Raw genomic sequence first — 25205 nt, forward strand, 5'->3', positions numbered from 1 at the left:
AGTAAGCACATACTATTCCCGCACCGCAACCCGAACGGTTAGGTAATCTCGAATCATGAGCACGCCCGCCCCGGATCGCGACGACCCCACCCTGGAGGCCGACGTCTTCGCGCGAAACTGCGCATCTCGCCCGGTCCTGCAGAACGTGGCGAGCCGCTGGGGCGTCCTCGCCCTGGTCGCCCTCCGCGAAGGCGCGTTCCGCTTCAGCGCCCTGCGCCGCCGCGTCGACGGCATCAGCGAACGCATGCTCTCGCAAACCCTGCAGACCCTGGAACGCGACGGCATGATCCACCGCGAAGTCCAGCAATCCATCCCCCCGCACGTCGAATACACCCTCACCGATCTGGGCGCGAAAGTCGCCGACCAGCTCGAGGGCCTGGTGGTGCTGCTCGAAACCAATATCGATCAGATCCGCTCCGCACAGGAGACCTACCACCGCGACTGAGCAGTGTCGTGATCAGCGGGTCGTGATCAGCTGTGCGACAACACCATCGACGAAGGAGCGGCATCATGCCCACCGATCTGCACTACCTCGAACGCTGCGTCGAACTCGCCACCGAGGCACTGGACGCGGGCGACGAACCCTTCGGATCGGTACTGGTAGCCGCCGACGGCACCGTCCTCGCCGAGGACCGCAATCGCGTCTCCGGCGGCGATCAAACCCGGCACCCGGAATTCGAACTAGCCCGCTGGGCCGCCGAAAACCTCACCCCCGCCGACCGCGCCACCGCCACGGTCTACACCTCCGGCGAACACTGCGCCATGTGCTCGGCCGCGCACGCCTGGGTCGGCCTGGGCCCCATCGTCTACGCCGCCTCGACCGAACAGCTCACCGCCTGGCTAGCCGAATTCGGCGTCCCCCAGGGCCCGGTGAACCCGCTCCCCATCAGCCAGGTAGCCCCGAATATCCCGGTCAGCGGCCCATTCCCGGAGCTGACCGAACGAATCCACGCCCTGCACAAGCGCTTACACCTGGGTGACTGATCGTTTGATGGAGTAGGACATGCCAACGCCCGGCCTACTCTCACTCGTTGTTCAGCGACCGCATCCCCGCATCCAGGCGGACCGAGCCGGATACGAAACGGCCCGGAACCGGGTGTTTCACCGGTGCCGGGCCGAATGCTGTTGTGCTGTGGGCGAAGTGATCAGAAGTTGATCATGTGGCCCGCGAGGCCGTGGATGGCCTCCTGGAGGGCTTCGCTCAGGGTGGGGTGGGTGTGGACGTTGCGGGCGAGTTCGTTGACCGTGAGGTCCCACTTCTGGGCCAGGGTCAGCTCGGGGAGCAGTTCGGAGACGTCGGGGCCGATGAGGTGGCCGCCGATGAGTTCGCCGTACTTGGCGTCCGCGATGAGCTTCACGAAACCGGTCGGGTCGCCGAGGCCGTGCGCCTTGCCGTTGGCGGTGAACGGGAAGGTGGCGACCTTCACGTCGTAGCCCTCGTCGCGGGCCTGCTGCTCGGTGAGACCGAAGCTGGCGACCTGCGGCTGGCAGAAGGTGGCGCGCGGCATCATGCGGTAGTCGCCCAGCGGCAGGGTTTCCGCGCCGCCGATGGTCTCGGCCGCGACCACGCCCTGCGCCTCCGCGACGTGCGCGAGCTGAAGCTTCGCGGTGACGTCACCGATGGCGTAGATGCCGGGGACATTGGTGCGCATGTACTCGTCGATGGCGATGGCGCCGCGATCGGTGAGCTGCACGCCGGTGTTCTCCAGGCCGTAGCCGTCGACGCGCGGCGCGAAGCCGACGGCCTGCAGCACCTTGTCGACGGTGACGGTCTCGATATTGCCGGACTTGTTGTCCTTGATGGCGACGGTGACCTTGGAGCCGTCGTCATCGATGGACTGCACGGCCGCACCGGTGGTGATGGTGATGCCGAGCTTCTTGTACGCCTTGGTGATCTCCTTGGAGACGTCGGCGTCCTCGTTCGGCAGTGCGCGGTCCAGGAATTCGACGATCCGCACATCCACGCCGTAGTTCTTCAGCACATAGGCGAATTCCATGCCGATCGCGCCCGCGCCGACCACCAGGATGGAACCCGGCAGGTCGCGGGTGAGGATCTGCTCCTCGTAGGTCACCACATTCGCGGACAGCGAGGTCCCCGGCAGCAGCTTCGTGGTGGTACCGGTCGCGATGATGACATTGTCGAAGGTGATGGTCTCGGTGCCGCCCTTGGACAGCGCGACCGAGAGCGTCTTGGCATCGGTGAACGTGCCCGCGCCATCGAACTCGTCGATCTTGTTCTTCTTCATCAGGAAGTGGACGCCCTTGACGCGGCCGTCCGCCACCTTGCGACTGCGATCGAAAGCAGCGCCGAAGTCGAAGCTCACCTCACCGGAAATACCGAAGGTCTTGGCCTCTTTATGGAAAATATGGGCCAGCTCCGCGTTTCGAAGCAGCGCCTTGGACGGAATGCAGCCCACGTTCAGGCACACGCCACCCCAGTATTTCTGCTCGACAATAGCTGTTCGCAGGCCGAGTTGAGCGGCGCGGATCGCAGCGACGTAACCGCCGGGACCAGCGCCGAGAACGACGACATCGTAGTGGGAAGTCACGCCTGCGAGCCTAGCCCCGCCGCGCGCGTCGCACTCATCCAGCCTGCCCGGTTTCGAAGCGGCTGATCAGACCGTCCCGCACCGTGAAGCGCCATGCCGTGCGCATGCTCCCCCACCGGTCATTGGCGTAATCGGCGACGAATTCGGTAGGCGCGGTGACCGATTCGACCCGCATCCGGCCATTGGTGGTGAAGATTTCCGAATCGGTCCACTGGGCGAGATTCCGCTCATTGCCGTCATCGGACATGCTGGCATCGGGGGTGAGGGTCTGGAAGAACGCGTCCACGTCATGCGCGTTGACGGCGTCCACGAATTTCTGCACCGTGCGATCGAGCTGCGTCATCTGATCTCCCCTTCGATACGGAATGGGTTGAGCAGGGCAAACACCGGGTTCGAGTCTAGCGGCGAAGATCGATTACGCCAGGGGTCGTTCAGTCCCGCCAGACCTGACCGGCGATGCGGGCGAAATTGCCGTGGAAGACGGCGGCACGCTCGGCGGCCGATAAACCGCGGTTCGCGAGCACCTCATCCAGTCCGGGCACATCGGATTCGCCGAGCAGATCCTCCGGCGGCGTCCACTGCAATGGACCCCAGCGGGTGAACTCCGCGGAGAACACCTCCGGATTCGCCGCCACCTCCGCATTGAAGTCATCACCGTCGAACGAGAAATCCGAGCTGAACCCGATGTGCTCGATTCCGACCAGCTCCGCGCCGTAGACGATGTGATCGGCCATGGCCTCCACGCGTTCGGCGCGCTCGCCCGGCGCATTGCGCCCCAGGAAGATGCCGACGCCGTTGATGCCGATCACCCCGCCGGTGGCGGCACACGCCCGCGCCTGATCATCGGAGATATTGCGCGGATGCGCCCACACCGCAGCGAAATTCGAATGGCTGTAGACCATCGGAACGGTGGTGATATCGGCGATGTCCAGACCCGTGCGCGGCGAACAGTGCGAACCGTCCGCGAACATGCCGACCTCGTTGAGCGTGCGAATCAGATCGCGGCCGTACGCGGTCAGCCCGGTGTCCTCGGTATCGAGGCAGCCGCAGCCCGCCGCATTCGCGTAGTTATAGCTGGGCAGCACCGACCGCACACCCAGATCGTAGAACATCTTCACATTGTCGAGGTCACCGCCGAGCGGTCCGGAATCCTCCAGATCGAAGGCGAGCGCGATGAGGTCCGGATCGGGATCGACCGCGTCCGCGATGCGCTCCACCAAGCGGAATCGACCGTCCGCCAAAGCATCTCGGCGGAATTGATCGATCATCCGCTCCGCATCCCGGGTGGAGTGCAGCGAATAACCCACATTCACCGAAAGATACGAACCCAGCGGATAGCGCGCCAGCTCGGCGATATCGGCCGAGGGCAGCAGCGGCAGGCAGCAGTGCTGTTCCCACAGCAATCCGGGACCTCCTGGGCGGATCGGCATAAAATCAGCAATCCTAACGACGATTAATGTTCCAGGCGTGAACCCGCTCGACGGCACCGCCTCCACCCATCTCATCCGATTGGTGCGAGACGCGGCGCTGCGGGCCGGGGCGCGCCCCGAACAGATCGCCGCCGTGCACGGCGTGGACGAAGCGGCGCTTACCGGGGAACTCAATCGGATTCCGCTCGATTCGCTGGTTCGCCTGTGGGAGTTGATCGCGCACACCCGGACCACGCCCGGTGCGGGTGTCGCGGTGGTGCGCGACGCACCGCTGGGCACCCTCAATACCTGGGACTATCTGGTGACAACCGGTGCGACACTGACCGATTCGCTGCGGGCCGCCCAGCCCTACCACCGCCTGGTCACCGCCGCCGCCGAAGGATTCGACCTGGACGGCGACGGTGACCTCACCATCGGATACCGCACCACCGCGGGCGATCCCGCGGTAGTGGCCGTCGTCAATGAATACGTGCTCGCCTACTACCTGCGCCGCGCGCGGGAAGCCACCGGCCGTCCGATCCGCCCGGCGCGCGTGACATTCGGGCATGCCGCGCCCGCCGATTACTCGGAATTGGTGGCCGCGTTCGGCACCGGGAACATCGAATTCGATGCCCCCGCCGACTCGATGACGTTCACCGCCGCCGATGCCACCGCTCCGCTGCTGCGGCCGGATCCCACCCTCAATCAACTACTGCGCAGTCACGCCGGTCTGGTCCTGGCCAGCGCCCGCCCCATCGCCGACCCGTTGGATACCTTCCGCGTCGCCCTCGCCGAAACTCTGGACCGCGGTGATGTTTCCCTCGATCTGGTGGCCCGCCGCCTGCTGCTGAGCCGCCGCACCCTGCAACGCCAGCTCGCCGAACACGGCACCACCTGGAGACACGAAGTCGATCTGGCGCGCTACGAGCAGGCCAAAGCCCTTCTCGCGGAAGGGAAATTGACGACCACGGCGATCGCGAACAAACTCGGCTTCGCCGATGATCGCGCCCTGCGCAAAGCCTTCCACCGCTGGACCGGAGCCTCCCCAACCTCGCTGGCGCATTAGGGCCGGGCGGTGGCATCGCGGGACCTGGGACGCGCCGCGCACCCGCCATAACGTTATCCACATCGGAGCGGACGAGCCGCTTCGGATAGCGAAAAGGTAAGTGCTACATGACAACTCAGCTTCGTACCGGTCGTGAGATCCAGCTGGCAGCGCGCCCAGACGGCGTGCCGACCGCCGCGAACTTCGCCATCGTGCAGCGGCCGATCCCCGAACTCGCCGACGGTCAGATCCTGGTGCGCAATACCTGGATGTCGGTGGACCCGTACATGCGCGGACGGATGGACGATCGCCCGTCCTACATCCCACCGTTCGAACTGGGCGCGGCGCTGGAGGGTTCGGCGGTCGGCGAGGTGATCGAATCCCGTTCCGCCGCAATCCCGGTCGGCAGCACCGTCTCGCATTTCGCGGGCTGGCGGGAGCTGGCGGTGGTCGATGCCGAGGCCGCCAATCCCATCGATACCGCGCTGGCCGCGCCACAGCAGTACCTCGGCGCGCTCGGCACCACCGGTCTGACCGCCTACGCGGCGCTCACCGAGGTGGCCCCGGTACGGCCGGGCGAAACCGTCTTCATCTCGGCGGCCGCGGGCGCGGTCGGCAGCGTCGCGGGCCAGATCGCCAAAGCCCTGGGCGCGGCCCGGGTGATCGGCTCGGCGGGCGGCGCGGCCAAAACCGCGCTGCTGCGTGACGAATTCGGCTTCGACGCCACCATCGACTACCGCGCCGGCGATCTGGCCGGGCAATTGGCCGCCGCCGCACCGCAGGGCATCGACGTCTACCTGGACAGCGTCGGCGGTGAGCACCGGCGCGTCGCGGTCGAGGCCATCGGACAGCACGGCCGCATCGCCCTGGTCGGCGCGATCAGCGGTTACAACGGCGTCGAGCCCGCCCAGACCCCAGATCTCTACCTCGCGGCGACCAAGGAGGTCACCCTACGCGGCATGCTCGTGACCAGCTATCTCGAACTCTTCCCCGAATACATCGGCAAGGCGGCGGCCTGGCTGGCCGACGGCACCCTGCGCACCCGCGAAACCGTCTACGAGGGCCTGGACCAGGCACCCGCCGCCTTCCTGGGCGTCCTGTCCGGAGCCAACACCGGCAAGATGCTGGTCCGGCTCGGGTGACCCCCGAACTCCCCGGGAATCACCCTCGGCCACAGCCGCACCCGGACGGTGCGGCTGGTCGTCGTCTACTGGGCGGGCGGCTGATGCTGCCCATCGCCGGGCTGCGGATTCTGCTGTTCCTCGCGGCGCTTGGCGCGGCTGCGACGCCAGGCGACGCCGCCCGCGGCCGCGGCGGCGATCAGGCCGCCGCGCAGTGCTCCGCCGACGACCTCGTGCAGAAGATCGGATGACATTGTTCCCCCTGGTTTTCGATGTGCCTACGGCAGCCGAAAGGCGCTCCCCCCGATTGCCTTCGCAGATTCTGACAGCACCCGCCGACACCGGCAAACGCTGGCGCAAGCGGTGACCGGGCGCCGGGCGAGCGGAGGCTCGGCGACAATGTACGCATGACCGGTGTGGACGAGGGCGTGACGGATCCGTATCTGTGGCTGGAAGAAGTCACCAGTGAGCGGGCGCTGGACTGGGCGCGAGCGCATAACGAGGTGGTGCTGGAGCGCTTCGCGGCGTCGGAGCGATTCAGCGGACTCGAATCGCGCATTCTGGCCATGCTCGACACCGATACCCGCATCGCCTATCCGGGGCGGCGCGGCCGGTGGCTCTACAACTACTGGCGTGACGGCGAACACCCCAAGGGTCTGTGGCGACGCACCACTTTCGACGAATACACCAAAGACGAACCGGCGTGGGAAGTGCTCATCGATCTCGACGCGCTCGCCGAGGCCGAAGGCGAGAACTGGGTGTGGGGCGGGGCCGCGGTATTGCGCCCCGAACAGCAGCGCGCCCTGATCAGCCTGTCCCGGGGCGGCGCGGACGCCAAGGTGGTGCGCGAATTCGATATCGAGGCAAAGGTTTTCATCGAACCGGAGAATCAGGGCTACTTCCTGCCGGAAGCCAAATCCGAGATTCGCTGGATCGATATCGACACCGTCTACGTGGGAACGGATTTCGGTCCGGGCGCGCTCACCGATTCCGGTTATCCGCGCATCGCCAAGCGCTGGAAGCGCGGCACCCCGCTGACCGCCGCGGAAACCGTGTACGAGGGCGAGGCCACCGATGTGGCCGTCTCCGCGGGCTACGACCGCACCCCCGGCTATGAACGGCATTTCGTCGGCCGCGCCACCGACTTCTTCAACGAAGAGGTCTATCTGGTCGAATCCGATGGCACGCTAAGGCATCTCGACGTCCCCACCGACGCCTCGGAATCCTGGTACAAGGATTGGCTGCTGGTGCAGCTCAAGTCCCCGTGGGAGATCGCGGGCGCCACGCATCCGTCGGGCGCGCTGCTGGCCATCGATTTCGAGCGATTCCTCTCCGGCGCACGCGATTTCGAGGTGATCTTCACCCCCGACGCGCACACCGCCCTGCACGGTTACGGCTGGACCGAGAACCATCTGCTGCTCATCACCCTCGAGGATGTGCAGACCAAGCTGTACGTGCTCACCCCCGGCCCGGACGGCTGGACCCGCGAGGTGCTCGCGGACGCCCCGCCGATGGCCACCACCAGCGTCATGAATCTGGATCCGCTGGAGGGCGGTGACGAATTCATGCTCTCCACAAGCGGTTTCACCAGTCCCACCACGCTGCTGGCCAGTTCGGTGGGCGGCGGCACCGAGGTGCTGAAGAAGGAACCCGAATTCTTCGACGCCACCGGCGTGCACACCGAACAATTCTTCGCCCGCTCCGATGACGGCACCATGATCCCGTATTTCGTACTGCGGCACCGGGATCGGCTGGACACCCCCGGCCCCACCGTCATGTCCGGCTACGGCGGTTTCGAGGTCTCCCGCACCCCCGCCTACAGCGGTGCGGCCGGAATGGGCTGGCTCGAGCGCGGCGGCACCTGGGTGATGACCAATATTCGCGGCGGCGGCGAATACGGCCCGGAATGGCATACCTCCGTGCAGAAGGCCAACCGGCACAAGGTCTATGAGGATTTCGCGGCCATCGCGCGGGATCTGGTGGCGCGCGGCATCACCACGCACGAACAGCTGGGCGCGGTCGGCGGCAGCAATGGCGGCCTGCTGATGGGCGTCATGCTCACCCGCTATCCGGAATTGTTCGGGGCCATCGTCTGCCAGGTGCCGCTGCTGGATATGAAGCGCTACCACCTGCTGCTGGCGGGCGCGTCCTGGGTGGCCGAATACGGTGATCCGGATAAGCCGCAGGAGTGGGAGTACATCTCGAAGTATTCGCCGTATCAGAACACCGATCCGGCGGGTGCGTACCCGCCGATCCTGCTCACCACGTCCACCCGCGATGATCGCGTGCATCCGGGTCATGCCCGGAAGATGGCCGCGCTCTTGGAATCCCAGGGCCACCCCATCTGGTACCACGAGAATATCGAGGGCGGGCACGGCGGCGCGGCGGACAATAAGCAGTCCGCGTTCCAGGCCGCGCTCATCTACGAATTCTTCACTCGCACACTGATCGAGCGGGACGCCTGACGGTCCCGTTCGCGAATCAGCGGTCCCGGAGCCATTTCTCGACGTAGTCGACGGTGTTCCCGGGATCGCTGATCCAGCCGTTGTGCCCGTGCGGAGCCGGATTGTGCCAGGTGCTGACCTCGGCGTTGGGCAGCTTCTCCAGCAGCAGTTTCGCCGCCCGGACCGGTGTCAGATCGTCACCGGTCATGGTGATCGACAGCACCGGCAGTTTGAGCCGGGAAATGCGCTCCTCGTAATCGATATCGGCCCCGGTGGGTTCGAAGCGCCCGGTGCGCGCCACCCGCGCCCAGTCCTCGATGAGCAGCCGGGACTGCCGCCCGAAGCTGCCCGCGACCACGGTGTCGCCCGGCCAGAACCCGGCGAGGTTGGCGGTCAACGAGATTGCCGCGCTGCCGAGCAGGAACCCGGGCCCCGCGAGTCCGCCGTAGCCCCGATGATGCGGTGTCCCCGAGGCCACCAGAATGAGCCCGGCCAGCCGCCCGCGAATGCGCGAGGCGTACATGAGGCCCAATTGCCCGCCCATGCTGTGCCCGAGCAGATACGGGGTGCTGTCCGGAAACCGTTCGCGCACCACCTGGAACATGGCGGGGAAATCCACCGCGACCAATTCCTGATAGCCGTAGCCGCCGGGCGCTCGGCGATTCGCCGCGCGGCTGTCGCCGTTACCGCGCATCTCCAGCAGCGCCACATCGAACCCGCGTGCCGCGAGCGGGATTCCGAAGAGCGAGTAATACTCCCCCGGCACCCCGAGCCCGGGCGCGATCACCACCACCGGTCGCGGCGTATCGGGCGTAATCGGATGCCGGTGCGGGCCTTTCGCCGGAATAAGCCGCACCGTGACGGTCGTCCCGTCCGGCATCTGGATCGGCACACTCTCCACGCACCGCACGCTACCGCCTGCCCCGCCCGCACCCGCACAGCGGCACGAACGCGGCCCTGCGGGCAACGCAGGACGCCGCACCGGCGCAAAGCCGGTGCGGCGGACGCTGTTCGGTATGTCAGGCGCTGACGGCGCCCATGATGACGCGGCGCAGCACGCTGATGACCTCGTCGAGCGGCTGGCGCGGTTCGGAACCGCTCCAGGCGTCGACGACGTAGTTCACCGCGCCGATGATGGCCAGTACGCGCATTTCGTAGTCGCCGGGCGGGATTTCGCCGTGCATGGCGGCATCCTCGGCGGCTCCGGCCAGCAGCGCGCCCCAGGCGCGGCGCAGCTCCAGGCGGAACTTCTCCACCTTCGGCCCGGCGCCCACGACTTCGACGAGGGCGACCCGCGCCTTGCGCGGATCTCGCCCGATCGACTCGATATAGGCGCGCACGGCGGCGTCGATGATGTCGATGGCACTGGCGTCGGAGTGATCGGCGATGGTGGCCGCCACGGCTTCCCGCGATTCGCGATCGATCTGCTCGTAGAGCTCGAGCAGTAGCGATTCGCGCCCGGTGAACTCCTCGTAGAACTGGCGTGAGGAGAGTCCGGCGTCCTTACAGATGGCGCCGACGGAGCTGTTGGCGTATCCGTCGCGTGCGAATACCGTCAGCCCCGACTCCAGAAAACGTGCACGACGCTGCCGTTGCCGGTCTTCTACGGGCTGCCCGGCGTACATTCTTCCCGCGTTCGTTTCCTGAGACATTGCGCCAGACAATACCGAAGGGCCCGATCCCCTCGTCATGGATCGGGCCCTTCGTTTGCACCTTCGGTATCCCGCGCGATAGCCGAAAGTTGGCTCAGTGGTTCGGAACGTTGCGGCGCACCTGGGAGCGGCGGGTATAGGCAGGGGAACCGCCCCAGGTTCGGAACGCGAATCCGGGGGGAGAATCGCTTTCCGATGCCGCATTGGACCGAAAATCACTGATCGTTTGCCACTCAGCACGATACAGAGCAGGCGAACTGGACGGAATACTTTTGCAGGAGATTTTTAGGATTTATTTCCCGGCTTATCGGTGACCGGCCGACGATCGCCGCGGCACCGCCGCGCACCCCCGACTTCGGCCGGACATGAGAAAGGGCCCGATCCCCTCGTCATGGATCGGGCCCTTTCGTGCCTCCCCGGCTCCCGCGCAGCAGCCGAAAGATGGCATTCGCGTGGCTACTTGGCGGAACCGCTCGCCGAGCCGGTCGCGAGCAGCTTCAGGATGGTCTGCACGAGGACGTCAGAGAGGAGGTTGGTCATGGTGGTGCTCCGATCGATAACCAGTGTCAGTGCGGTCACTGACTGTTTGCCATCGGGAACATACCGAGCCCAACCCCACCGGGGGAAGCTTTTGCAGGAAAATTCTAGAATTTTTTCGATAGGGCCCTAGATCACCCTCTACCAGCGGGAACCTCCGGCTCACCGAGGGTGAGCATAAGCCGATTGGCCCAGGAGAAGGAAGCGGTCGAGAGCACCAGATCGTGGATCTCGGCCTCGGCGAAACCCAGCTCGCGAAGTCGCTCGATATGCGCCGGCCGCGCCCGCGGCGGGTTCGCGGCCAGCGCGTCCACGAAATCGACCACGGCGTCCCACCTTTCGTCGATCCGCGCGCCATTGCCCTCGTCCAGCAGCCGCTGGACGTCGGATTCCCGTTTGGACAGCGCCGAGGTGAAGCGCGAATGCACCGAAGCGCAATACTCGCAACCATTGTGGCGCGAGGTCACCGTGGCGGCGAGTTCCCTTTCGGCCCTGCCCAATCCGTCCCGGCCGTAGAAGATCTCCTTGTCATTTCCACTGCGATGCGCGAGCACATCGGCATTACGCGCCAATACTCGGAAATACGGTCCGACACCGCGATCTCCCGCCAGCAGCGGAGCCTGTTCCGCGTCCGCGTCGGCAAGCTTGATCGGCTCCACCCACGGCACCCAATCCAGCTGCTCCTGGGTGAAACCCGCAGGGCGACGGGCGGGTTCGACACTGCGCACCTCGCGCACGGCCGCGTTCTCACTCATGTTCCGCTCCGATCAGGGTCAGCCCGGCCAGCAGCCGAACCTGGAAATGCACGTAGCCGATGAGCTGCGCCACGGTGACGATGTCGCCCTCGGAGAGCCCGGCCGCGGCCAGCGCGTCGATATCCGCGCGGGTGGCGGTGGCGGGCGCGGTGCTCACCAGCGCGGCGTGCCGCAGAATGGCCGCCAGCACCGGATCACCTTCCGCCGGAGCGGTTCCCAGTCCCGCGTAATGCGCCGCCAACTCCGGCGCACCCGCCAGCTCGGCCACCGCGACGGCCGCGGCGATCAGGCGCTCCCGGCCCACCGACTCCGCGGCGGGTCCGTTCAACAGCGCCTCGTAGACGCCCTGGGTGTGCTCTACGACAGCGGGGCGCCGCCGCCGCAATTCGTGCACGCGCGCCGCGCGCACACCGAGCACGGCGGCGATGACATCGGTCACCTCCGCGGTGAGTTCGGTTGTGGCGGAGGTATTCCCGTTCCTCTGCAGCTCTTCGGACGCGGACGCGACCGCGCCGGTGGCTATTTCGCTCACTGTTCCGTTCCTTCCCGCCGACCCAATTGCGGCGCAACCTCGGTGGCGATGAGTTCGATGGAGCGCAGGGTCGCCTCGTGGCCGGGATCGACCGGATGCACCTGCACGATGAAATCGGTGGATTGCCGCAGCGCGGTGTCGGCGGCGAGTTTCGCGACCACCTCACCGGGGGTGCCGACGAAGGAATCGCGCAGCACCTCCTCGACACTGCCGCCCACGTCCGGACCGCCGTTGCGGCGCAATTGCTCCAGGAAGCGCGTCGCGCCGCGTTCGGCGAACTTCCACGCGGTGTCGTGATCGTCGGCGACGAAAACGCCTCGGGAAGCGCCGATTCGCGGTTCGACCCCATCCGGCAGTGCGGCCAGGTACGCCGCCACCAGCGGCTCCTGGATCTCCCAGAGGGTGGCGTCGGCGGTCGCCGCGTCCCGCGGCTGCGCCTTGGACAGCAGCAGGCCGTCGCCCGCGAGTCCGGCCCGATGCGCGCCCGCGGCGGAGAAGGTGGCCTGCCACACCCGATTCCGCAGCGTCCCCGCCGGCGGGTTCAGACCGCGATCCCCGACCAGCGCGGCACCCGAGAGCGCGGCCGTCAGCACCGCGAGCTTCTCGGTGTACACCTGCTGCCGATCGGCCCCGGCGAGATCGAACAGTTCGAAGGCGTGCCTGGAACCGCCCGCGCCGAAACCGATGTTGAGTCGTCCGCCGCTGAGCACATCCAGTACGGCGGCGTCCTCGGCCACCCGGATCGGATCCTCCAGCGCGAGGGTCACAATCGCGGTCCCGAGCCGCAGCTTCGGAAACCGCGCGGCCGCATGCGCCAGGAATACGAACGGTGACGGCAACCCGCCCTCATCCGGATCCAGGTGATGCTGCGCCACCCAAGCCGCGTCATACCCGAGCCGCTCGGCCAGTTCGAACTGCTCGAGCGCGTGCCGGTAGACGGTGGCCGCGTCCTCGGTCGCCTCCGAACGCACCAGCCTGGTGAACAGCCCCAACCGCTGTGGGGTCATGCCGTCTCCTCCCTGTCGTTCACGCCGTCGCCTTACCCAGGTAGGCGTCGCGGACGGCCGGGTTGTCGATGAGTTCCTCGGCCGGGCCGTGCAGCACGATCTCGCCGGTGCGCAGCACATTCGCGGTGTGCGCGATGCTGAGCGCGAGTTCGGCCTGCTGTTCCACGATCAGGATCGCCAGGCCCAATTCCCGGTTCAGCCGGGCGATTTCATCGAGCACCCGATCCACGAATTTCGGGGAAAGGCCCATGGTCGGCTCATCCATGCAGATGAGCCGGGGCTTGCTCATGAGCGCGCGGGCGAAGGCCAGCATCTGCTGCTCACCGCCGGACAGCGTGCCCGCGCGCTGGGTGCGACGCTCGGCCAGACGCGGGAAATGCTCGAACATCTCGGCCGCCCGCGCGGCCAGCACCGAGCGCCGCTCCCTACGGATATAGCCGCCGACGAAGAGGTTCTCCTCGACGGTCATGGCGGGAAAGACACGGCGCGCCTCCGGAACCGAGGCCAGCCCGGCCTTGATTCGCGCCGACGGCGGTGTAGTGCTCACGTCCACACCGTCTATGCGCACCGTGCCGGAACTGGGCTTCAACAGCCCGAGGGCGGTCTTCATCGTGGTCGACTTCCCGGAGGCGTTGCCACCCAGCAGCGAAACGATCTCCCCCGGCCGAACCCGCAGCGACACTTCGTTCAAAGCCCGTGACGCTCCGTAATGCACCACAACTCGGTCGAATTCGAGAATCGGCACGACGGTTTCGTCGAATTTCTCACCGATCGCCGCGGTGGGCTTGCCGAGTCCCGGGCCACCTTCGAGGACATCGGCCGCAGCGCTATCCGACATCGGCGGTCACCTTTCCATCGGTTGGCAATGTGTCGCTCGCTGGGTCATCGGGCGACACGTCTTTCCCCGCCCGGCTGCGGCCGAGATACGCCTCGATCACCCGGGGATTCGCGAGCACTTCGGCCGGAGTCCCCTCGGCGATGACCCGGCCCTCGTCGAGTACCAGCACGCGGTCGGACAGGTCGTGGACGAGGTCCATTTTGTGTTCGACCAGCAGCACGGTGTGACCATGCGCCTTCAATTCGGCGAGTTGCCTGCCGATTTCGGCGGTCTCGGTCTGATTCATGCCCGCGGCGGGCTCGTCCAGCAGCAGCAGATCGGGTTCCAGCGCCAGGGCGCGGGCGATCTCGGTGCGGCGGCGATTGGCGTAGGACAGGGTGTACGCGGGATCGTCGGCGCGCGGGCCGAGCCGCTCCTGGAAGCGAGCGATCTGCGCGTCGATCCGTTCGGCGGTGGCCTTGCGCTCGGCGCGGGCGGCCGGGGTCGGGACCAGCGCGACGAAGACCTCGGCGAGCAGGGATATCCAGCGCAGCAGGGGAATTCCGGCGAGGGCGCGCAGTGGGCGCGACGCCCGCAGGGTGGTCTGCAAGCCGACGTCCACATTCTCGCGGACGGTCATATTGCCGAACACCCGCCCGTTCTGGAAGGTGCGCGCGATACCCGCCGCCACAGCAGCTTCCGGCCGTCCCTGGCGAATTCGCTTGCCCCGCACCAGAATATCCCCGCCATACGGCTTCAAAACCCCGGAGATCAGGTTCACCGTTGTCGATTTCCCGGACCCGTTGGGTCCGATGATCGAGACGAATTCGCCGGGTGCGATGGTGAATTCGATTCCATCCACAGCTTTCACACCCCCGAACGAACGCCGTAGACCGCGCACCGCGAGTACCGGTTCAGGCTGTGACTCGGACACGTTCCCCCCTCACCAGAATGCCCTGCGGCCGGAACCGCACGACCAGTAGCAGGACCAGGCCGTAGAGCACGATCCGCAATTCGGGCGCGAGCCGCAGCGCCTCCGGAACGCCGATCAGCACGGCCGCGCCGAGCACCGCACCGTAGGGCGAGGCGGTGCCGCCGAGTACGAGAATCGTCACCACCAGCAGTGACATCGGCAGGTTGAATACGGTCGGATCGATGTACGAATACTGGTGCGCCAGTAGCGCACCGCCGATCCCGGAGAAGAACGCGGCCAGCGCGAAGGCCAGCGCCTTGTAATCCCGCACCGGTACACCGGCCGAGCGCGCCGCGACCTCATCCGCGCCGATGGCCCGAATGGCGGTGCCCAGCCGGGACCGCTGCACACCCAGGATCACCGCGAGGGTGATCGCCAGCACCACCAGCTCCAGCCTGAAAATCTCGGTGTGCGTGGTGAATTCGACTCCGAAGAGCTCCGGCGACGGGATTCCGAAGATGCCGTAGCTGCCGCGCGTCACCGATTCCCAATTGCGAATCAGCGCCACCGTCACGATCCCGATGCCCAGGGTCGCGATGGCGACATAGTGTCCACCGAGCCGCCACAGCGGTGCGGCCAGCACCGAAGACACCACGGCCGCAACGATTCCCGCCACGAGAATGGCGGGCAGGAACGCCCAGCCGTGCGAAACGGTCAGCACCGCGGAGGTATACGCGCCGATCGCGATCGGCCCCGCCTGCCCGATGGCGAGCTGACCCGCCGATCCGGCGACCAGCGTCATGGACACCGCGATGATGGCGTACGCCAGAATCTGCGTCCCCACCGAGATCCCGTAGTCATTCGACAGCGCCGGAATGACAAGTCCCGCAACGGCGAACGCGATCAGCGCATGCCACCACCGAATCCGCCACTGCCGCCCAGAGCCCAGGAAGGTCCCGGTCAGCGGTTCGGATTCGATGGCGGGCGGCCGCGCCAGCAAACCACCCGGCCGCAGCACCAGGAATACCACCAGCAGTCCGAAGGTGATCAGATCCCGGTACCCGTCCCCGAAGGTGTAGATGCCGAACGCCTCCACCAGCCCGAGCACGAAACCGCCGAGCACCGCACCGGGAATCGAGCCGAGCCCGCCGATGGTCGCGGCGACGAAACCCGTCATGCCCACGACGCCGCCGCTGGTCGGGGAGATATTCGAGTTGTAGAGCCCGACAAAGATGCCCGCCAGCCCGCCCAGTCCGGACGCGATGGCGAACGCCAGCGATTGAATCCGCCCGACGCTGATACCCATTTGCGCGGCCGCGTCCGGATCCTGCGCGGTGGCGCGAATCGCCAGCCCGTACCGCCCGAACCGCAGGAAGGCCCACAGCCCGGCCATCACCGTGACGGTGATGCCGAACATCACCACGTCCGAGGTGCCGAACCGCACCCCGCCGAGCTGAAAGTTATTGGTGGACAGCACCTGTGGGAACGGCCGTGTTTCCGGCCCGAACACCAGCGCCACCACGTTCTCGATGATCAGCCCGACCGCCACGGTGGCCAGCAGGGCCGCGATGGCCGGGGCGCGGCGCAGCGGCCGCACCGCCAGCACATCGATGCCGACGCCGACCAGCGCGGTCACCCCGACCACCACGATCAGCGCGAACCACAGCGGCAGCCCGTGCTGGGCGATCAGCCACCAGCCCAGCACCGAACCGAACGCGAAGATCGCGCCGTGCGCGAAATTGATGACATTGCTGACCCCGAAGATCAGGGTGATGCCCACGGCAATGAGCGCGTACGCATTGCCGTGGACCAGACCCGCGATGAGCGTGTCGAACATCTACTTGTTACCGGTCGGCACGAAAGCGCCGTTCTTCAACAGCAGTTCGATCGGCTTCACACCGCTCGGCCGACGCGTCTGCTGATCGAAGGCGAACGAATTGCCCAGCCCGATACCGTCGAAATCCTTGACCTCGCGCAGACCCTTCAGAATGCCCTCGCGGGTGGCCCCGCCGTGCTTGGCGGCCTTCACCAGCACATTGATCGCGTCGTAGGCGTACACGTTGAAGTCGCCCGGATCGGTATCGAACTTGGCCTTGAACTTGGTGACGAAGTCCTGCACCTTCGGGCTGGTATCGGTCGGCGCGAAAATGCCGTTCACGATATCGCCCTCGGCCGCGGTCCCGGCCAGCTGAATGAACTGCGGGGTGTTCTGGCCGCCGAAGAACTGCCCCTTGTACCCGACATCACGCAGCTGCTTGACGATCAGCGCGCCGTCCGGGCCGTAACCCAGGTGCACGAACGCGTCCGGATTGGCATCGCGGCCCTTGATCAGCACGGGACGGAAGTCCTGCGAATCCGGCAGAATCGACGAGGAGTAGGCGATCTCGATGCCCTTGTCCTTCGCGGACTGCTGGAAGAACTGGAAAGCCTGCTTACCCCAATCGGTTTCGAGGTAGACCACGGAAACCTTCTTGGCCTTGGCCTGCACCCACTGCGCATTGCGCTCCTGGAAAACATCCAGGGTGATGGACGGGCTCCACGAATAATCGCCGCCCTTGGTGAAATCCACCGAGGAATTGGTGAAGCCGTACTGCACCAGCTTGCCGCGGTTGTACACCGGCGACGCCGCGATCGACGCGGGCGAGGAGAAGTCGCCCAATTCCGCGATGATGGAATTGTCGCCGACGAACTTGGTGGCGATCGGCACCGTCTGCTTCGGGTCGGACTGCGAATCCTCCCACTTCAGCGCGACCTTCTTACCGTTGATGCCGCCCGCCGCGTTGACCTGCTCCAGCGCCAGGTCGAAACCCTGCTGCCACAGCCGCCCGTACTCCGCCGACGCGCCCGTCTTGGGTCCCGAGACACCGAAATACACGGTGTCCACGCCGCTGTCGGATGACGAACCGCCGCAGGCCGACACCAGCGCCGCCACCATGGCCGCGGACGCGACCCCCGCCAAAACCCGAAGCCGGCGCGACCCGGACCACTGCTTGCTCATCTGATTCCTCTGCACTCCACCGACTCCCCAGCCGGAGTATGGGAGCGCAAACGTATCGATCCGCGCGCGGCGCGAAAACCGTTCGAATCAGCGTGACGGCAAAAGTAGGATGAATAGCCCAGAGTCGTTGGGATTCAGCGGATTAGATGAGACCGCAACCACGCCGGGAACTCGGTGAGATCGGACAGCACCACATCCGCGCCCTCCGCCGACAGCTCCTCGGCCGCATACGGTCCCGTGGTGACCGCCACCGAGAACGCGTCCGCGACCTTGGCCGCGCGCACATCACCCAGATGATCACCGACATAGATGGACGCGCCGTGCTCACGCAGCACCGCGCCCTTCTCCTCCGCCCACGCCCCGCCGACGAGGTCGTCCACCTCGAGCCCGAGATGATCGAGATGCAATTGCGCGTGCGGGCCGTTCTTGGCGGTGATCACCAGCACCTTGCCGCCCGCGGCGTGCACGGCGGTCAGCGAATCCCGTACACCCGGCAGGTCATCGCTCGGCGCGATCGCCAATCCCGGATAGAGCCTGCGGTACAGCGCCACCACATCCGGCACCCGCGCCTCGGGGAACCATTCGGCGGCCTCCACCGCCAGCGGCGGACCCAATCGCGACACCACCAGCTCGGAATCGATCGGCACACCGGTCTCGGCGGCCACCGCATCCCAAACCGCGGCGATACCGGGCCGGGAATCGATCAGCGTCATATCCAGGTCGAACCCGACAACAAGTCCGTTCGGGCCGTCGGCCACGTGATCAAAAGCCACCACCCGACCATACGGCCAGGTCGGCACGGCCCCGAACCCAGCCGGGCCGGGCGGTCACCGCGTCCTCGAAAGGTCCGGAAAACCGGTTGCCCGCCGAACTAGGCTCGACGCCATGGCAAGCGAACACGGACCCCTGTTCTGCTCCGTCGAACTCGGCGCGCGCATCGAGCGGGTCGAGACGGAATTGATCGCCACGGGCAGCGCGGCGGCGAACGCCCGGCTCGGCGGTGAAGCGGGCTTCGTCATCCCGATCGGCGGCGGGGTCGCCTCCTTCGCCGATATGGGCTCACCGCTCAATAAAGTCGCCGGTCTCGGCTTCGCGGGCGTGCCGGACGCGGACGAATTCGATGCGGTGGAAAAGCAATTCGCCGTCCGCGACACCCCCGTACAGGTCGAACTGGCACACCTGGGCGATCCGGGTATCGCCGAACTGCTCACCGGGCGCGGCTACCGGCTCATCTCCTTCGAGAACGTGCTCGGCATCGATCTGACCGATGCACCGGAACCGGTAACCCCCGCGGGCGTCGAGGTACGGGCGAGCGGCACAGGGGAATTCGATATCTGGCTCGATATCATCGCAGACGGTTTCGCCCACCCGGATACCCAGGGCGTCGCCTCGCACGAGGAGTTCCCGCGCGAGATCATCGCCGACGCCATGCGCGATCTGACCGCCGCCGCCGGAGTGCAACGCTACGTAGCGGTGCACGAGGATGCCATCGCGGGCGGCGCGAGCATGCGCATGTCCCAGGGTGTGGCGCAATTGACCGGCGCGGCAACACTTCCCGCGCATCGCAGGCACGGCATTCAATCCGCGTTGTTGTCCGCCCGGCTCACCGAGGCCGCGGTGGCGGGCTGCGATATCGCCGTCATTACCACCCAGCCCGGTTCCAAATCGCAGCAGAACGCCCAGCGGCGCGGCTTCTCCCTGCTCTACACCCGGGCCATCCTGGTGAAGTAGCTCAGTCCGGAATCCGGTGTGCGGCAATGGGTCGCAGCTGATCGCGGAGTCCCGCACCGGAGTCACCGAAGATCTGCTGATCGGTGTCGACCGCAGTCTGGATGCCCTTGCGGGCCAATTCCTTTCCCTCGGCGGTGATTTCGATGCGCAGCACGCGCGCGTCGGCGGGATCGGTGCGGCGGATCAGCAGTCCGCGCTCCTCCAGTACGCGAATCACCTTGGACCCCATCATGCGATCCGCGCCGGACATATCGGCGACCTGCTGCTGCGTCGGCAATTCCCCTTCCCGGCCCAGCCAGCCCGCCGACGCCAGCAGATTGAACTGCGTCGGCGTCAGCCCGAGCGGCCGCAGATTCCGCTCCAGCGTCGCCCGCCACTCCAGGGCCGCGTGATGCAGCCAGAAACCCGGACTCATCAGCGGACCCCGGGGCACCCCGCGAGATCCGCCCGCACCAGCATCACTCACGCCGCAGCGCCTCCTTCTCCAGGGCCTCGAACGTGCGCGGCATATCCGCGCGCATCCCCTTCTCCCACACCAGTCTGAACAGTGGCCCGAACGGCCCGTGCACCTCCACCCGTTCGGCCACCCGCACCGTGCCGTCACCGAGCGCCTCGTAGGTGCGGTGGCCGCGCAGCTTTCCGAACGGAATACCCGCCTGGCTGGTCCACGAACTTCCGGCGCGCACATCGGTGATGGTGAACGGCCCGGCGGGCGCGCCCTTGGGCTTCACCCACCCCGTGGTCCCCGCCGCGAAGGGGCCGTCGATGCGCGATTTCTCCTGGTGCGGATCCCACTCCGACCAGCGCGCGACATCGGTCGCCACCGCCCAGATCCGGTCGATATCACCCGTGATCACGGCTTCTTCGGTGAACGAGTACATCATGGCTGCCCCCTCGAGGCGTTATCTGTTGTTGCGACAACAGTAACCGTAGTCGTGACAACAATCAATCCTGCAGCGCGAATACCCGAGACAAAAAGAGTGGCCGGTCCGCCACAGCGGACCGGCCACCCATCACCTATCGAGCCGGTGCCCGGTCGTAGCCGAGCGGACGACTGGTGAACGTGCCCCGGCCCTGCGTGCGGCTGCGCAAACGAGTCACGTAACCGAACACCTCGGCCAGTGGCGCGGTCGCAGTCACCACCACGGTCGAACCCCGCGTTACCGAGTCCAGGACTCGGCCGCGCCGGGCCGCGATATCCCCCAGCACCGCACCGACCGATTCCTCCGGCGCGGTGACCGTCAGCTCCACGAGCGGCTCCAGCAGTGCCATCTCGCTGGCGCGCAAGGCCTCTCGAAGGGCGGCCCGGCCGCCGAGGCGGAAGGAACGCTCCGAGGAGTCGACCGGATGGGTCGAACCATCGGTGAGGGTGACCCGCACGCCGAGCACCTGATGCCCGCCCAGTGGACCGTCGGACAGCGCATCGCGGCAACCGGCCTCCACGGCCCGCACGTACTCCGCGGGCACGCGGCCGCCGACCACCGTCGAACGGAACTCGAAACCGCCTGCGGCATCGACCTTCTCGGCATCGACGTGAATGGGTTCCACATCGATCACCAGATCCGCGAACTGACCCTGGCCACCGTTCTGCTTGGCATACCGGTAGCGGAACCCGGACACCCCGCGCAGCACGGTCTCCCGATAGGCCACCTGCGGACGGCCGACCGCCACCTCGATACCGCGATCGCGGCGGATCTTCTCCACCGCCACCTCGAGATGCAGTTCGCCGACACCGGACAGCAGGGTCTGGCCCGACTCCGGATCGGTGCGCACCACCAGGGAGGGATCCTCCTCGGCCATGCGCGCCAAAGCCGTTGCCAGTCTTTCGGTTTCGGCATTGGTGCGCGCCTCCACCGCCACCGACACCACCGGCTCGGTGATCGTCGGCGGCTCCAGCAGCACGGTGGCGTCCGGTGCGCACAGCGTCGCCCCGGCCCGCGCCTGCTTCGGCCCGATCACCGCGACGATCCGGCCCGCCACGGCCTCCTGGAGTTCCTCGTGCCGATCCGCCTGCACCAGCAGAATGCGGCCGATCCGCTCGATTCGCCCGGTACCGGCATCACGCACCTGCATGCCCTTACGCAGCGTGCCCGCGTACACACGCACGAACGTGAGCCGCCCGGTACCCGTCGCCTGCACCTTGAACACCAGTGCCGCAAGCGGTTCCGCCGGATCCGCCGCCAACTCGAAACCGTCCCCGCGCACCGGAGGCCGATCCAGCGGGGAAGGCAGATAGTCGACGACGGCGTCCAGCAGCGGTTCCACCCCGATATCCCGGTACGCCGCACCGCACAGCACCGCGACGACCGCACCGGTCAGGGTGAGCTCGCGCAATGCCCGCACCAGGGTGGCGTCCGACAGCCCGGAACGCGCGTAGAACTCCTCCAGCGCACCCGAATGCTGTTCGGCCACCGCCTCTTCCAGCGCGAACCGGGCCTTGCGCGCGGCCTCGGCCAGCTCGTCCGGAATCGGACCGGCGACCACGGTGCGCGCGGGCCAGGTCAGCGCCCGCATGCGCACCAGATCCACCACACCGGTGAATCCGTCCTCGGCGCCGATCGGCAATTGCACCGGCAGCGCCAGCGGATGCAGGCGATCGCGAATCGAATCGACGGCCGCGGTGAAATCGGCCCCGACCCGATCCATCTTGTTCACGAACGCGATTCGCGGTACGCCGTACCGGTCCGCCCGCCGCCATACGGATTCACTCTGCGGTTCGACACCGGCGACGGCGTCGAAAACCGCTACCGCACCGTCGAGTACGCGCAGCGACCGCTCGACCTCATCCGAGAAGTCCACGTGCCCCGGCGTATCGATCACTGTGAACCGGTGGTCATTCCATTCACACGCCACGGCCGCGGCGAAAATGGTGATGCCGCGCTCGCGTTCCTGCGGATCGAAATCGGTGACGGTGGTGCCGTCGTGCACCTCACCGGTCTTATGCGTCATCCCGGTGAGGAAGAGCATCCGCTCGGTGACGGTCGTCTTGCCCGCATCCACGTGCGCGAGAATGCCGAGATTGCGGACACGATCGAGAGATTGTCGGAAAACATTGGTACGCACGGTCTTTGGTCCTTCGTGCTGGTTCTGTGAACAGAGCAGCGCGATTCCCGTGACGACGAGAACTACATCTGGGGTCGCCCGGGTAACTCAGTACCGGCCGCGCAGCCGGCACCGAGCCGGCGAGGACACCAGGATCACCTCGAAGCGAGGGCGGGCAGCGACGGTGCGCGTGACACGCATATCCGGCTCCCTTCCTGGCTCGCACCCGTGCGGTGCGAAAAACGTTGTGCGGTGCGGAAAGCGGAGACACTGGTATCTGGAAAAGAAGTTAGAAGGAAGCATCTCCATGGCCGCACCGCGTGCAACGGTAGCAGTCAGGCAGGGATCACGTCACTGAGATTTTCCGGGGTGATGACCTGCGAACCGGCGGGCAGCCCCTCCGGCCGGGCCAGGCCGATGAAGGTCACCGGCTCGGTGACGGGGCCGCCGTCCCACAGCGTCACCTCGTTATCGGCCGACAGCAGACCGGCCAGATAGCCGATATGCAGGTAGTCGCGCTCGACCACCGCCCGTGCCAAAGCGGACGTCGCCACATGGTTCGACTCCACCCGATTGAAGTTCGGCGAGCCGGACAGGTACAGGTGCAGCCACTTCACCCGCCAACCGTCCGCGGCGCGAATGAACACCAGCGGCAGCGCGATTCGGCCCGCGCCGCGCAACTCCGACTTGGCCCGCACCGTGGTCGGCTCGAACGGCTGACCCCGCTGATACGCGTCCCGGGCCATATAGCCGAAGAACGACTCCAGCACCTCCTCGAAGCCCTCGCCGGAGTAGACGTTCACCTGCGGCAGCACCATCTCGGCCCGCACCAGATCGAGGCGGATATCGATGAACTCGGACGCACCGTCGGGGGCCGAGGTGATATCGCCGGAATGCGTCCCGCCCAGCTCGGTGAGATTGGTGTACGACAGCCATCCGCACGCCCCGAAGTCCCGATCCAGCAGCACCGCCGACAGATCGAAATCGGTCCGCTCCGCCCGCTCCTTCCAGTACACGAAGAAACGCAGCAGATCAGCCGTCACCGGCGCGATGGAACCGCGCGGCAACATGCCGAAGCCACCGCTGATCCCCTTGCCGCTCAATGGCAGCGCCACCTCGACGATGTCGGGGTCCACCACCACACGGAGGCCGACCGGCAACCGCCGGGTGATCTCGGCATCGATCAGCTGCCGCACCAGATCCAGCACCTCCGCCTCGATCGGATACCGCATATCAGGTATCGACAACCCCCGGCCCGATCGATGCGCGAAGATCCGCCGCGCACCGGTACCCCTATTGTCCAGATGCTCACGCACCGACAGCAGCACCCGGCCCGACACCTCGGTAATGACCGAATCCAGCGCCAGCAGCACCTCCTGCTGCTCCGCATCCCCGAAGGCATTGCGCAGCAGATGATCCAGCGAACGGAACAGCAGACCGGGCGCGGACCGCAGCACCGTCGCGGCACCCGCCACATCACCGTCAGCCAGCAACCGCTCCACCCGCGAGGCGAACGAGGGCACCCGGACCTCACCGCGTGCGACCGCGAAAACCTCTGCCGCACAGATGAACCGCGGGTACTCGTGCGGATGCAGCCGCTCACCGAGCCGCTTCCACGGTTCGCGGTACGCGCCCACATCACCGAGCTTGGCCGGATTCTCATCGACCACCGCGTCCAGCGCCGCCAGCAGGGCGCGCCGCACGGGTCGGCGGAAACTACGGAATCGGGTGCGCTCGCGCAGCGAGACATCACCCTCGGAAAGCAGGCAGGCCAGCCGCAGCACATCGGTCACGGTGTCCACGAGCAGGTCCGCACCGGCGGCCAGGCGCACCTCATTGAGAATGGCGCGATGCTCACGCACCGGAATGAAGGTCGGCTGCGGGCCCGTCGCACAGTGCAGCGCGAGCTCGCGCAATACCGCGACATCCTCCTCGCTCAATGGCGTCACGCTGCTCGCCATGGATAGATAGAGCGCCGAAACCTCCTCGGCCAGAACGGCTCCCGCGTGCAGCATGGTCACCCGGTCCCCCGCGCTCGCGATCAGCTCATCGTGCGCGGCCACCATCTCCGCGTAATCATGCTGATAGGACCCGTACGTGGGCAGCGCCAGCAGATTCACCGGGCGGATGAGCACATCGCCGACATCGAGAATCCCGCGCAGGCATTCGGTCCAGAACTCGAGGGTGTCCGGAACGTTCTTCGGGAAGTCCCGGAAGTAGACATTGTGCTCGACGTGCGCACCGACCAGCCGGCGCATGATCGGCAGCACCCGCACCGCGGTATCGATGACGGACCCGGCCGCCAGACCCGAAAGCCGCGCGAACAATTCACCGGAGAGCTTGAACCCCAATGACATCAGGACCGCGTCGAATTGCCTCGCCGCTACCGCCCCATCGCCCGCCGGTCCTTCGACCTCGGGCAGCCGGAAGGTGCGACGAATGATCAGCGCTTCGAGATCCCCACTCATTCAAGGATCTTCGCAGCATGCCGCGGGATCAGCGACCCAATAAAAGGTCCGGAAACGACGAAACCCCCTGACCGAAGTCAGGGGGTTTCGCGAATGATGTTCCGGCGGTGTCCTACTCTCCCACACCCTGTCGAGTGCAGTACCATCGGCGCAGGTGGCCTTAGCTTCCGGGTTCGGAATGGGAC

At 66.6% G+C, this 25205-nt stretch carries 25 protein-coding genes and 1 rRNA gene; 6 read left to right on the plus strand and 20 right to left on the minus strand.

The annotated features are described in order from the left end of the window. Positions 1 to 55 precede the first annotated feature (55 nt). Both AB0L82_RS40090 and AB0L82_RS40095 read left to right on the plus strand, forming a co-directional pair. The gene (locus tag AB0L82_RS40090; protein WP_364649453.1) at positions 56 to 445 is read left to right on the plus strand and encodes a helix-turn-helix domain-containing protein; all 390 of its coding nucleotides are present in this window, start codon (positions 56 to 58) and stop codon (positions 443 to 445) included. 65 nt (positions 446 to 510) lie between these two features. Next, positions 511 to 984 carry a nucleoside deaminase gene (locus tag AB0L82_RS40095; RefSeq protein ID WP_364649456.1) on the plus strand — a complete coding sequence of 158 codons (474 nt, stop codon included), beginning with the start codon at positions 511 to 513 and terminating at the stop codon, positions 982 to 984. Between the two features lie 161 nt (positions 985 to 1145). Here AB0L82_RS40095 and lpdA read toward each other — a convergent pair whose 3' ends face one another. The 3 genes from lpdA to AB0L82_RS40110 form a co-directional block, all read right to left on the minus strand. Continuing rightward, positions 1146 to 2549, minus strand: coding sequence for a dihydrolipoyl dehydrogenase (gene lpdA / locus AB0L82_RS40100; RefSeq protein WP_364649459.1), 1404 nt, complete (start codon positions 2547 to 2549; stop codon positions 1146 to 1148). A gap of 34 nt (positions 2550 to 2583) precedes the next feature. Then, the gene (locus AB0L82_RS40105) at positions 2584 to 2892 is read right to left on the minus strand and encodes a nuclear transport factor 2 family protein (RefSeq protein ID WP_364649462.1); all 309 of its coding nucleotides are present in this window, start codon (positions 2890 to 2892) and stop codon (positions 2584 to 2586) included. Between the two features lie 88 nt (positions 2893 to 2980). Then, positions 2981 to 3979 (minus strand): membrane dipeptidase, encoded by a 999-nt coding sequence (locus AB0L82_RS40110; RefSeq protein WP_364649465.1) that lies wholly within the window; start codon positions 3977 to 3979, stop codon positions 2981 to 2983. Between the two features lie 37 nt (positions 3980 to 4016). Between AB0L82_RS40110 and AB0L82_RS40115 the strand changes: the two genes are divergently transcribed. Together AB0L82_RS40115 and AB0L82_RS40120 are read left to right on the plus strand one after the other, a co-directional pair. Continuing rightward, on the plus strand, positions 4017 to 5024 hold the full coding sequence (locus AB0L82_RS40115; protein ID WP_364649468.1) for an AraC family transcriptional regulator ligand-binding domain-containing protein: 1008 nt from the start codon (positions 4017 to 4019) through the stop codon (positions 5022 to 5024). Between the two features lie 107 nt (positions 5025 to 5131). Beyond that, positions 5132 to 6145, plus strand: a complete 1014-nt coding sequence (locus AB0L82_RS40120) for an NADP-dependent oxidoreductase (RefSeq protein WP_364649471.1) — start codon at positions 5132 to 5134, stop codon at positions 6143 to 6145. 65 nt (positions 6146 to 6210) lie between these two features. Here AB0L82_RS40120 and AB0L82_RS40125 read toward each other — a convergent pair whose 3' ends face one another. Next, positions 6211 to 6378: a hypothetical protein gene (locus tag AB0L82_RS40125; RefSeq protein WP_364649474.1), complete on the minus strand. Its 168-nt coding sequence runs from the start codon at positions 6376 to 6378 to the stop codon at positions 6211 to 6213. A 153-nt stretch (positions 6379 to 6531) separates the two neighbouring features. Here AB0L82_RS40125 and AB0L82_RS40130 point away from each other — a divergent pair, with 153 nt between their 5' ends. After that, positions 6532 to 8589 carry a prolyl oligopeptidase family serine peptidase gene (locus tag AB0L82_RS40130; RefSeq protein WP_364649477.1) on the plus strand — a complete coding sequence of 686 codons (2058 nt, stop codon included), beginning with the start codon at positions 6532 to 6534 and terminating at the stop codon, positions 8587 to 8589. A 16-nt stretch (positions 8590 to 8605) separates the two neighbouring features. Here the strand turns inward: AB0L82_RS40130 and AB0L82_RS40135 are convergent, their stop codons facing one another. The 11 genes from AB0L82_RS40135 to AB0L82_RS40185 all read right to left on the minus strand — a co-directional run bounded on the left by AB0L82_RS40135 (position 8606) and on the right by AB0L82_RS40185 (position 18552). Further along, positions 8606 to 9469: an alpha/beta fold hydrolase gene (locus AB0L82_RS40135; protein WP_364649480.1), complete on the minus strand. Its 864-nt coding sequence runs from the start codon at positions 9467 to 9469 to the stop codon at positions 8606 to 8608. 118 nt (positions 9470 to 9587) lie between these two features. Continuing rightward, positions 9588 to 10220, minus strand: coding sequence for a TetR/AcrR family transcriptional regulator (locus AB0L82_RS40140; protein ID WP_364649483.1), 633 nt, complete (start codon positions 10218 to 10220; stop codon positions 9588 to 9590). Positions 10221 to 10676: 456 nt separating this feature from the next. Further along, the gene (locus tag AB0L82_RS40145; protein ID WP_364649487.1) at positions 10677 to 10799 is read right to left on the minus strand and encodes a hypothetical protein; all 123 of its coding nucleotides are present in this window, start codon (positions 10797 to 10799) and stop codon (positions 10677 to 10679) included. Positions 10800 to 10891: 92 nt separating this feature from the next. Further along, on the minus strand, positions 10892 to 11512 hold the full coding sequence (locus AB0L82_RS40150; protein WP_364649490.1) for a peroxidase-related enzyme: 621 nt from the start codon (positions 11510 to 11512) through the stop codon (positions 10892 to 10894). Beyond that, on the minus strand, positions 11505 to 12044 hold the full coding sequence (locus tag AB0L82_RS40155; RefSeq protein WP_364649493.1) for a hypothetical protein: 540 nt from the start codon (positions 12042 to 12044) through the stop codon (positions 11505 to 11507). The genes AB0L82_RS40150 and AB0L82_RS40155 overlap by 8 nt, the downstream gene beginning before the upstream one ends. Continuing rightward, a complete protein-coding gene (locus AB0L82_RS40160; RefSeq protein ID WP_364649496.1) occupies positions 12041 to 13051 on the minus strand; it encodes a putative FMN-dependent luciferase-like monooxygenase in 1011 nt (336 codons plus the stop codon). Before AB0L82_RS40160 ends, AB0L82_RS40155 begins: the two co-directional genes overlap by 4 nt. 19 nt (positions 13052 to 13070) lie before the next feature. After that, positions 13071 to 13889 carry an ABC transporter ATP-binding protein gene (locus AB0L82_RS40165; RefSeq protein ID WP_364649499.1) on the minus strand — a complete coding sequence of 273 codons (819 nt, stop codon included), beginning with the start codon at positions 13887 to 13889 and terminating at the stop codon, positions 13071 to 13073. Further along, on the minus strand, positions 13879 to 14730 hold the full coding sequence (locus tag AB0L82_RS40170; protein WP_364649502.1) for an ATP-binding cassette domain-containing protein: 852 nt from the start codon (positions 14728 to 14730) through the stop codon (positions 13879 to 13881). The genes AB0L82_RS40165 and AB0L82_RS40170 overlap by 11 nt, the downstream gene beginning before the upstream one ends. Before the next feature lie 52 nt (positions 14731 to 14782). After that, positions 14783 to 16618 (minus strand): ABC transporter permease, encoded by a 1836-nt coding sequence (locus AB0L82_RS40175; RefSeq protein WP_364649505.1) that lies wholly within the window; start codon positions 16616 to 16618, stop codon positions 14783 to 14785. Continuing rightward, complete coding sequence (locus AB0L82_RS40180; RefSeq protein ID WP_364649508.1) at positions 16619 to 17779, minus strand: ABC transporter substrate-binding protein; 1161 nt, start codon at positions 17777 to 17779, stop codon at positions 16619 to 16621. 134 nt (positions 17780 to 17913) lie between these two features. After that, entirely contained in the window at positions 17914 to 18552 is a 639-nt protein-coding gene (locus AB0L82_RS40185; protein WP_364649511.1) for an HAD family hydrolase, read from the minus strand. 133 nt (positions 18553 to 18685) lie between these two features. Here AB0L82_RS40185 and AB0L82_RS40190 point away from each other — a divergent pair, with 133 nt between their 5' ends. Then, a complete protein-coding gene (locus AB0L82_RS40190) occupies positions 18686 to 19510 on the plus strand; it encodes a GNAT family N-acetyltransferase (RefSeq protein WP_364649540.1) in 825 nt (274 codons plus the stop codon). Position 19511: 1 nt separating this feature from the next. On the opposite strand, the gene AB0L82_RS40195 is transcribed toward AB0L82_RS40190, so the two are convergent. The 5 genes from AB0L82_RS40195 to rrf all read right to left on the minus strand — a co-directional run. Further along, on the minus strand, positions 19512 to 19976 hold the full coding sequence (locus AB0L82_RS40195) for a MarR family transcriptional regulator (protein WP_364649514.1): 465 nt from the start codon (positions 19974 to 19976) through the stop codon (positions 19512 to 19514). Further along, a complete protein-coding gene (locus tag AB0L82_RS40200) occupies positions 19969 to 20394 on the minus strand; it encodes an SRPBCC family protein (RefSeq protein ID WP_364649517.1) in 426 nt (141 codons plus the stop codon). The genes AB0L82_RS40195 and AB0L82_RS40200 overlap by 8 nt, the downstream gene beginning before the upstream one ends. A 133-nt stretch (positions 20395 to 20527) precedes the next feature. After that, on the minus strand, positions 20528 to 22573 hold the full coding sequence (gene fusA / locus AB0L82_RS40205; protein WP_364649520.1) for an elongation factor G: 2046 nt from the start codon (positions 22571 to 22573) through the stop codon (positions 20528 to 20530). Between the two features lie 314 nt (positions 22574 to 22887). Further along, complete coding sequence (locus AB0L82_RS40210) at positions 22888 to 25020, minus strand: hypothetical protein (protein ID WP_364649523.1); 2133 nt, start codon at positions 25018 to 25020, stop codon at positions 22888 to 22890. Positions 25021 to 25119: 99 nt separating this feature from the next. After that, a 5S ribosomal RNA gene (gene rrf / locus AB0L82_RS40215) occupies positions 25120 to 25205 on the minus strand; the annotation flags it as partial.

The organism is Nocardia sp. NPDC052001, from assembly GCF_040680615.1.
Lineage (GTDB): Bacteria > Actinomycetota > Actinomycetes > Mycobacteriales > Mycobacteriaceae > Nocardia.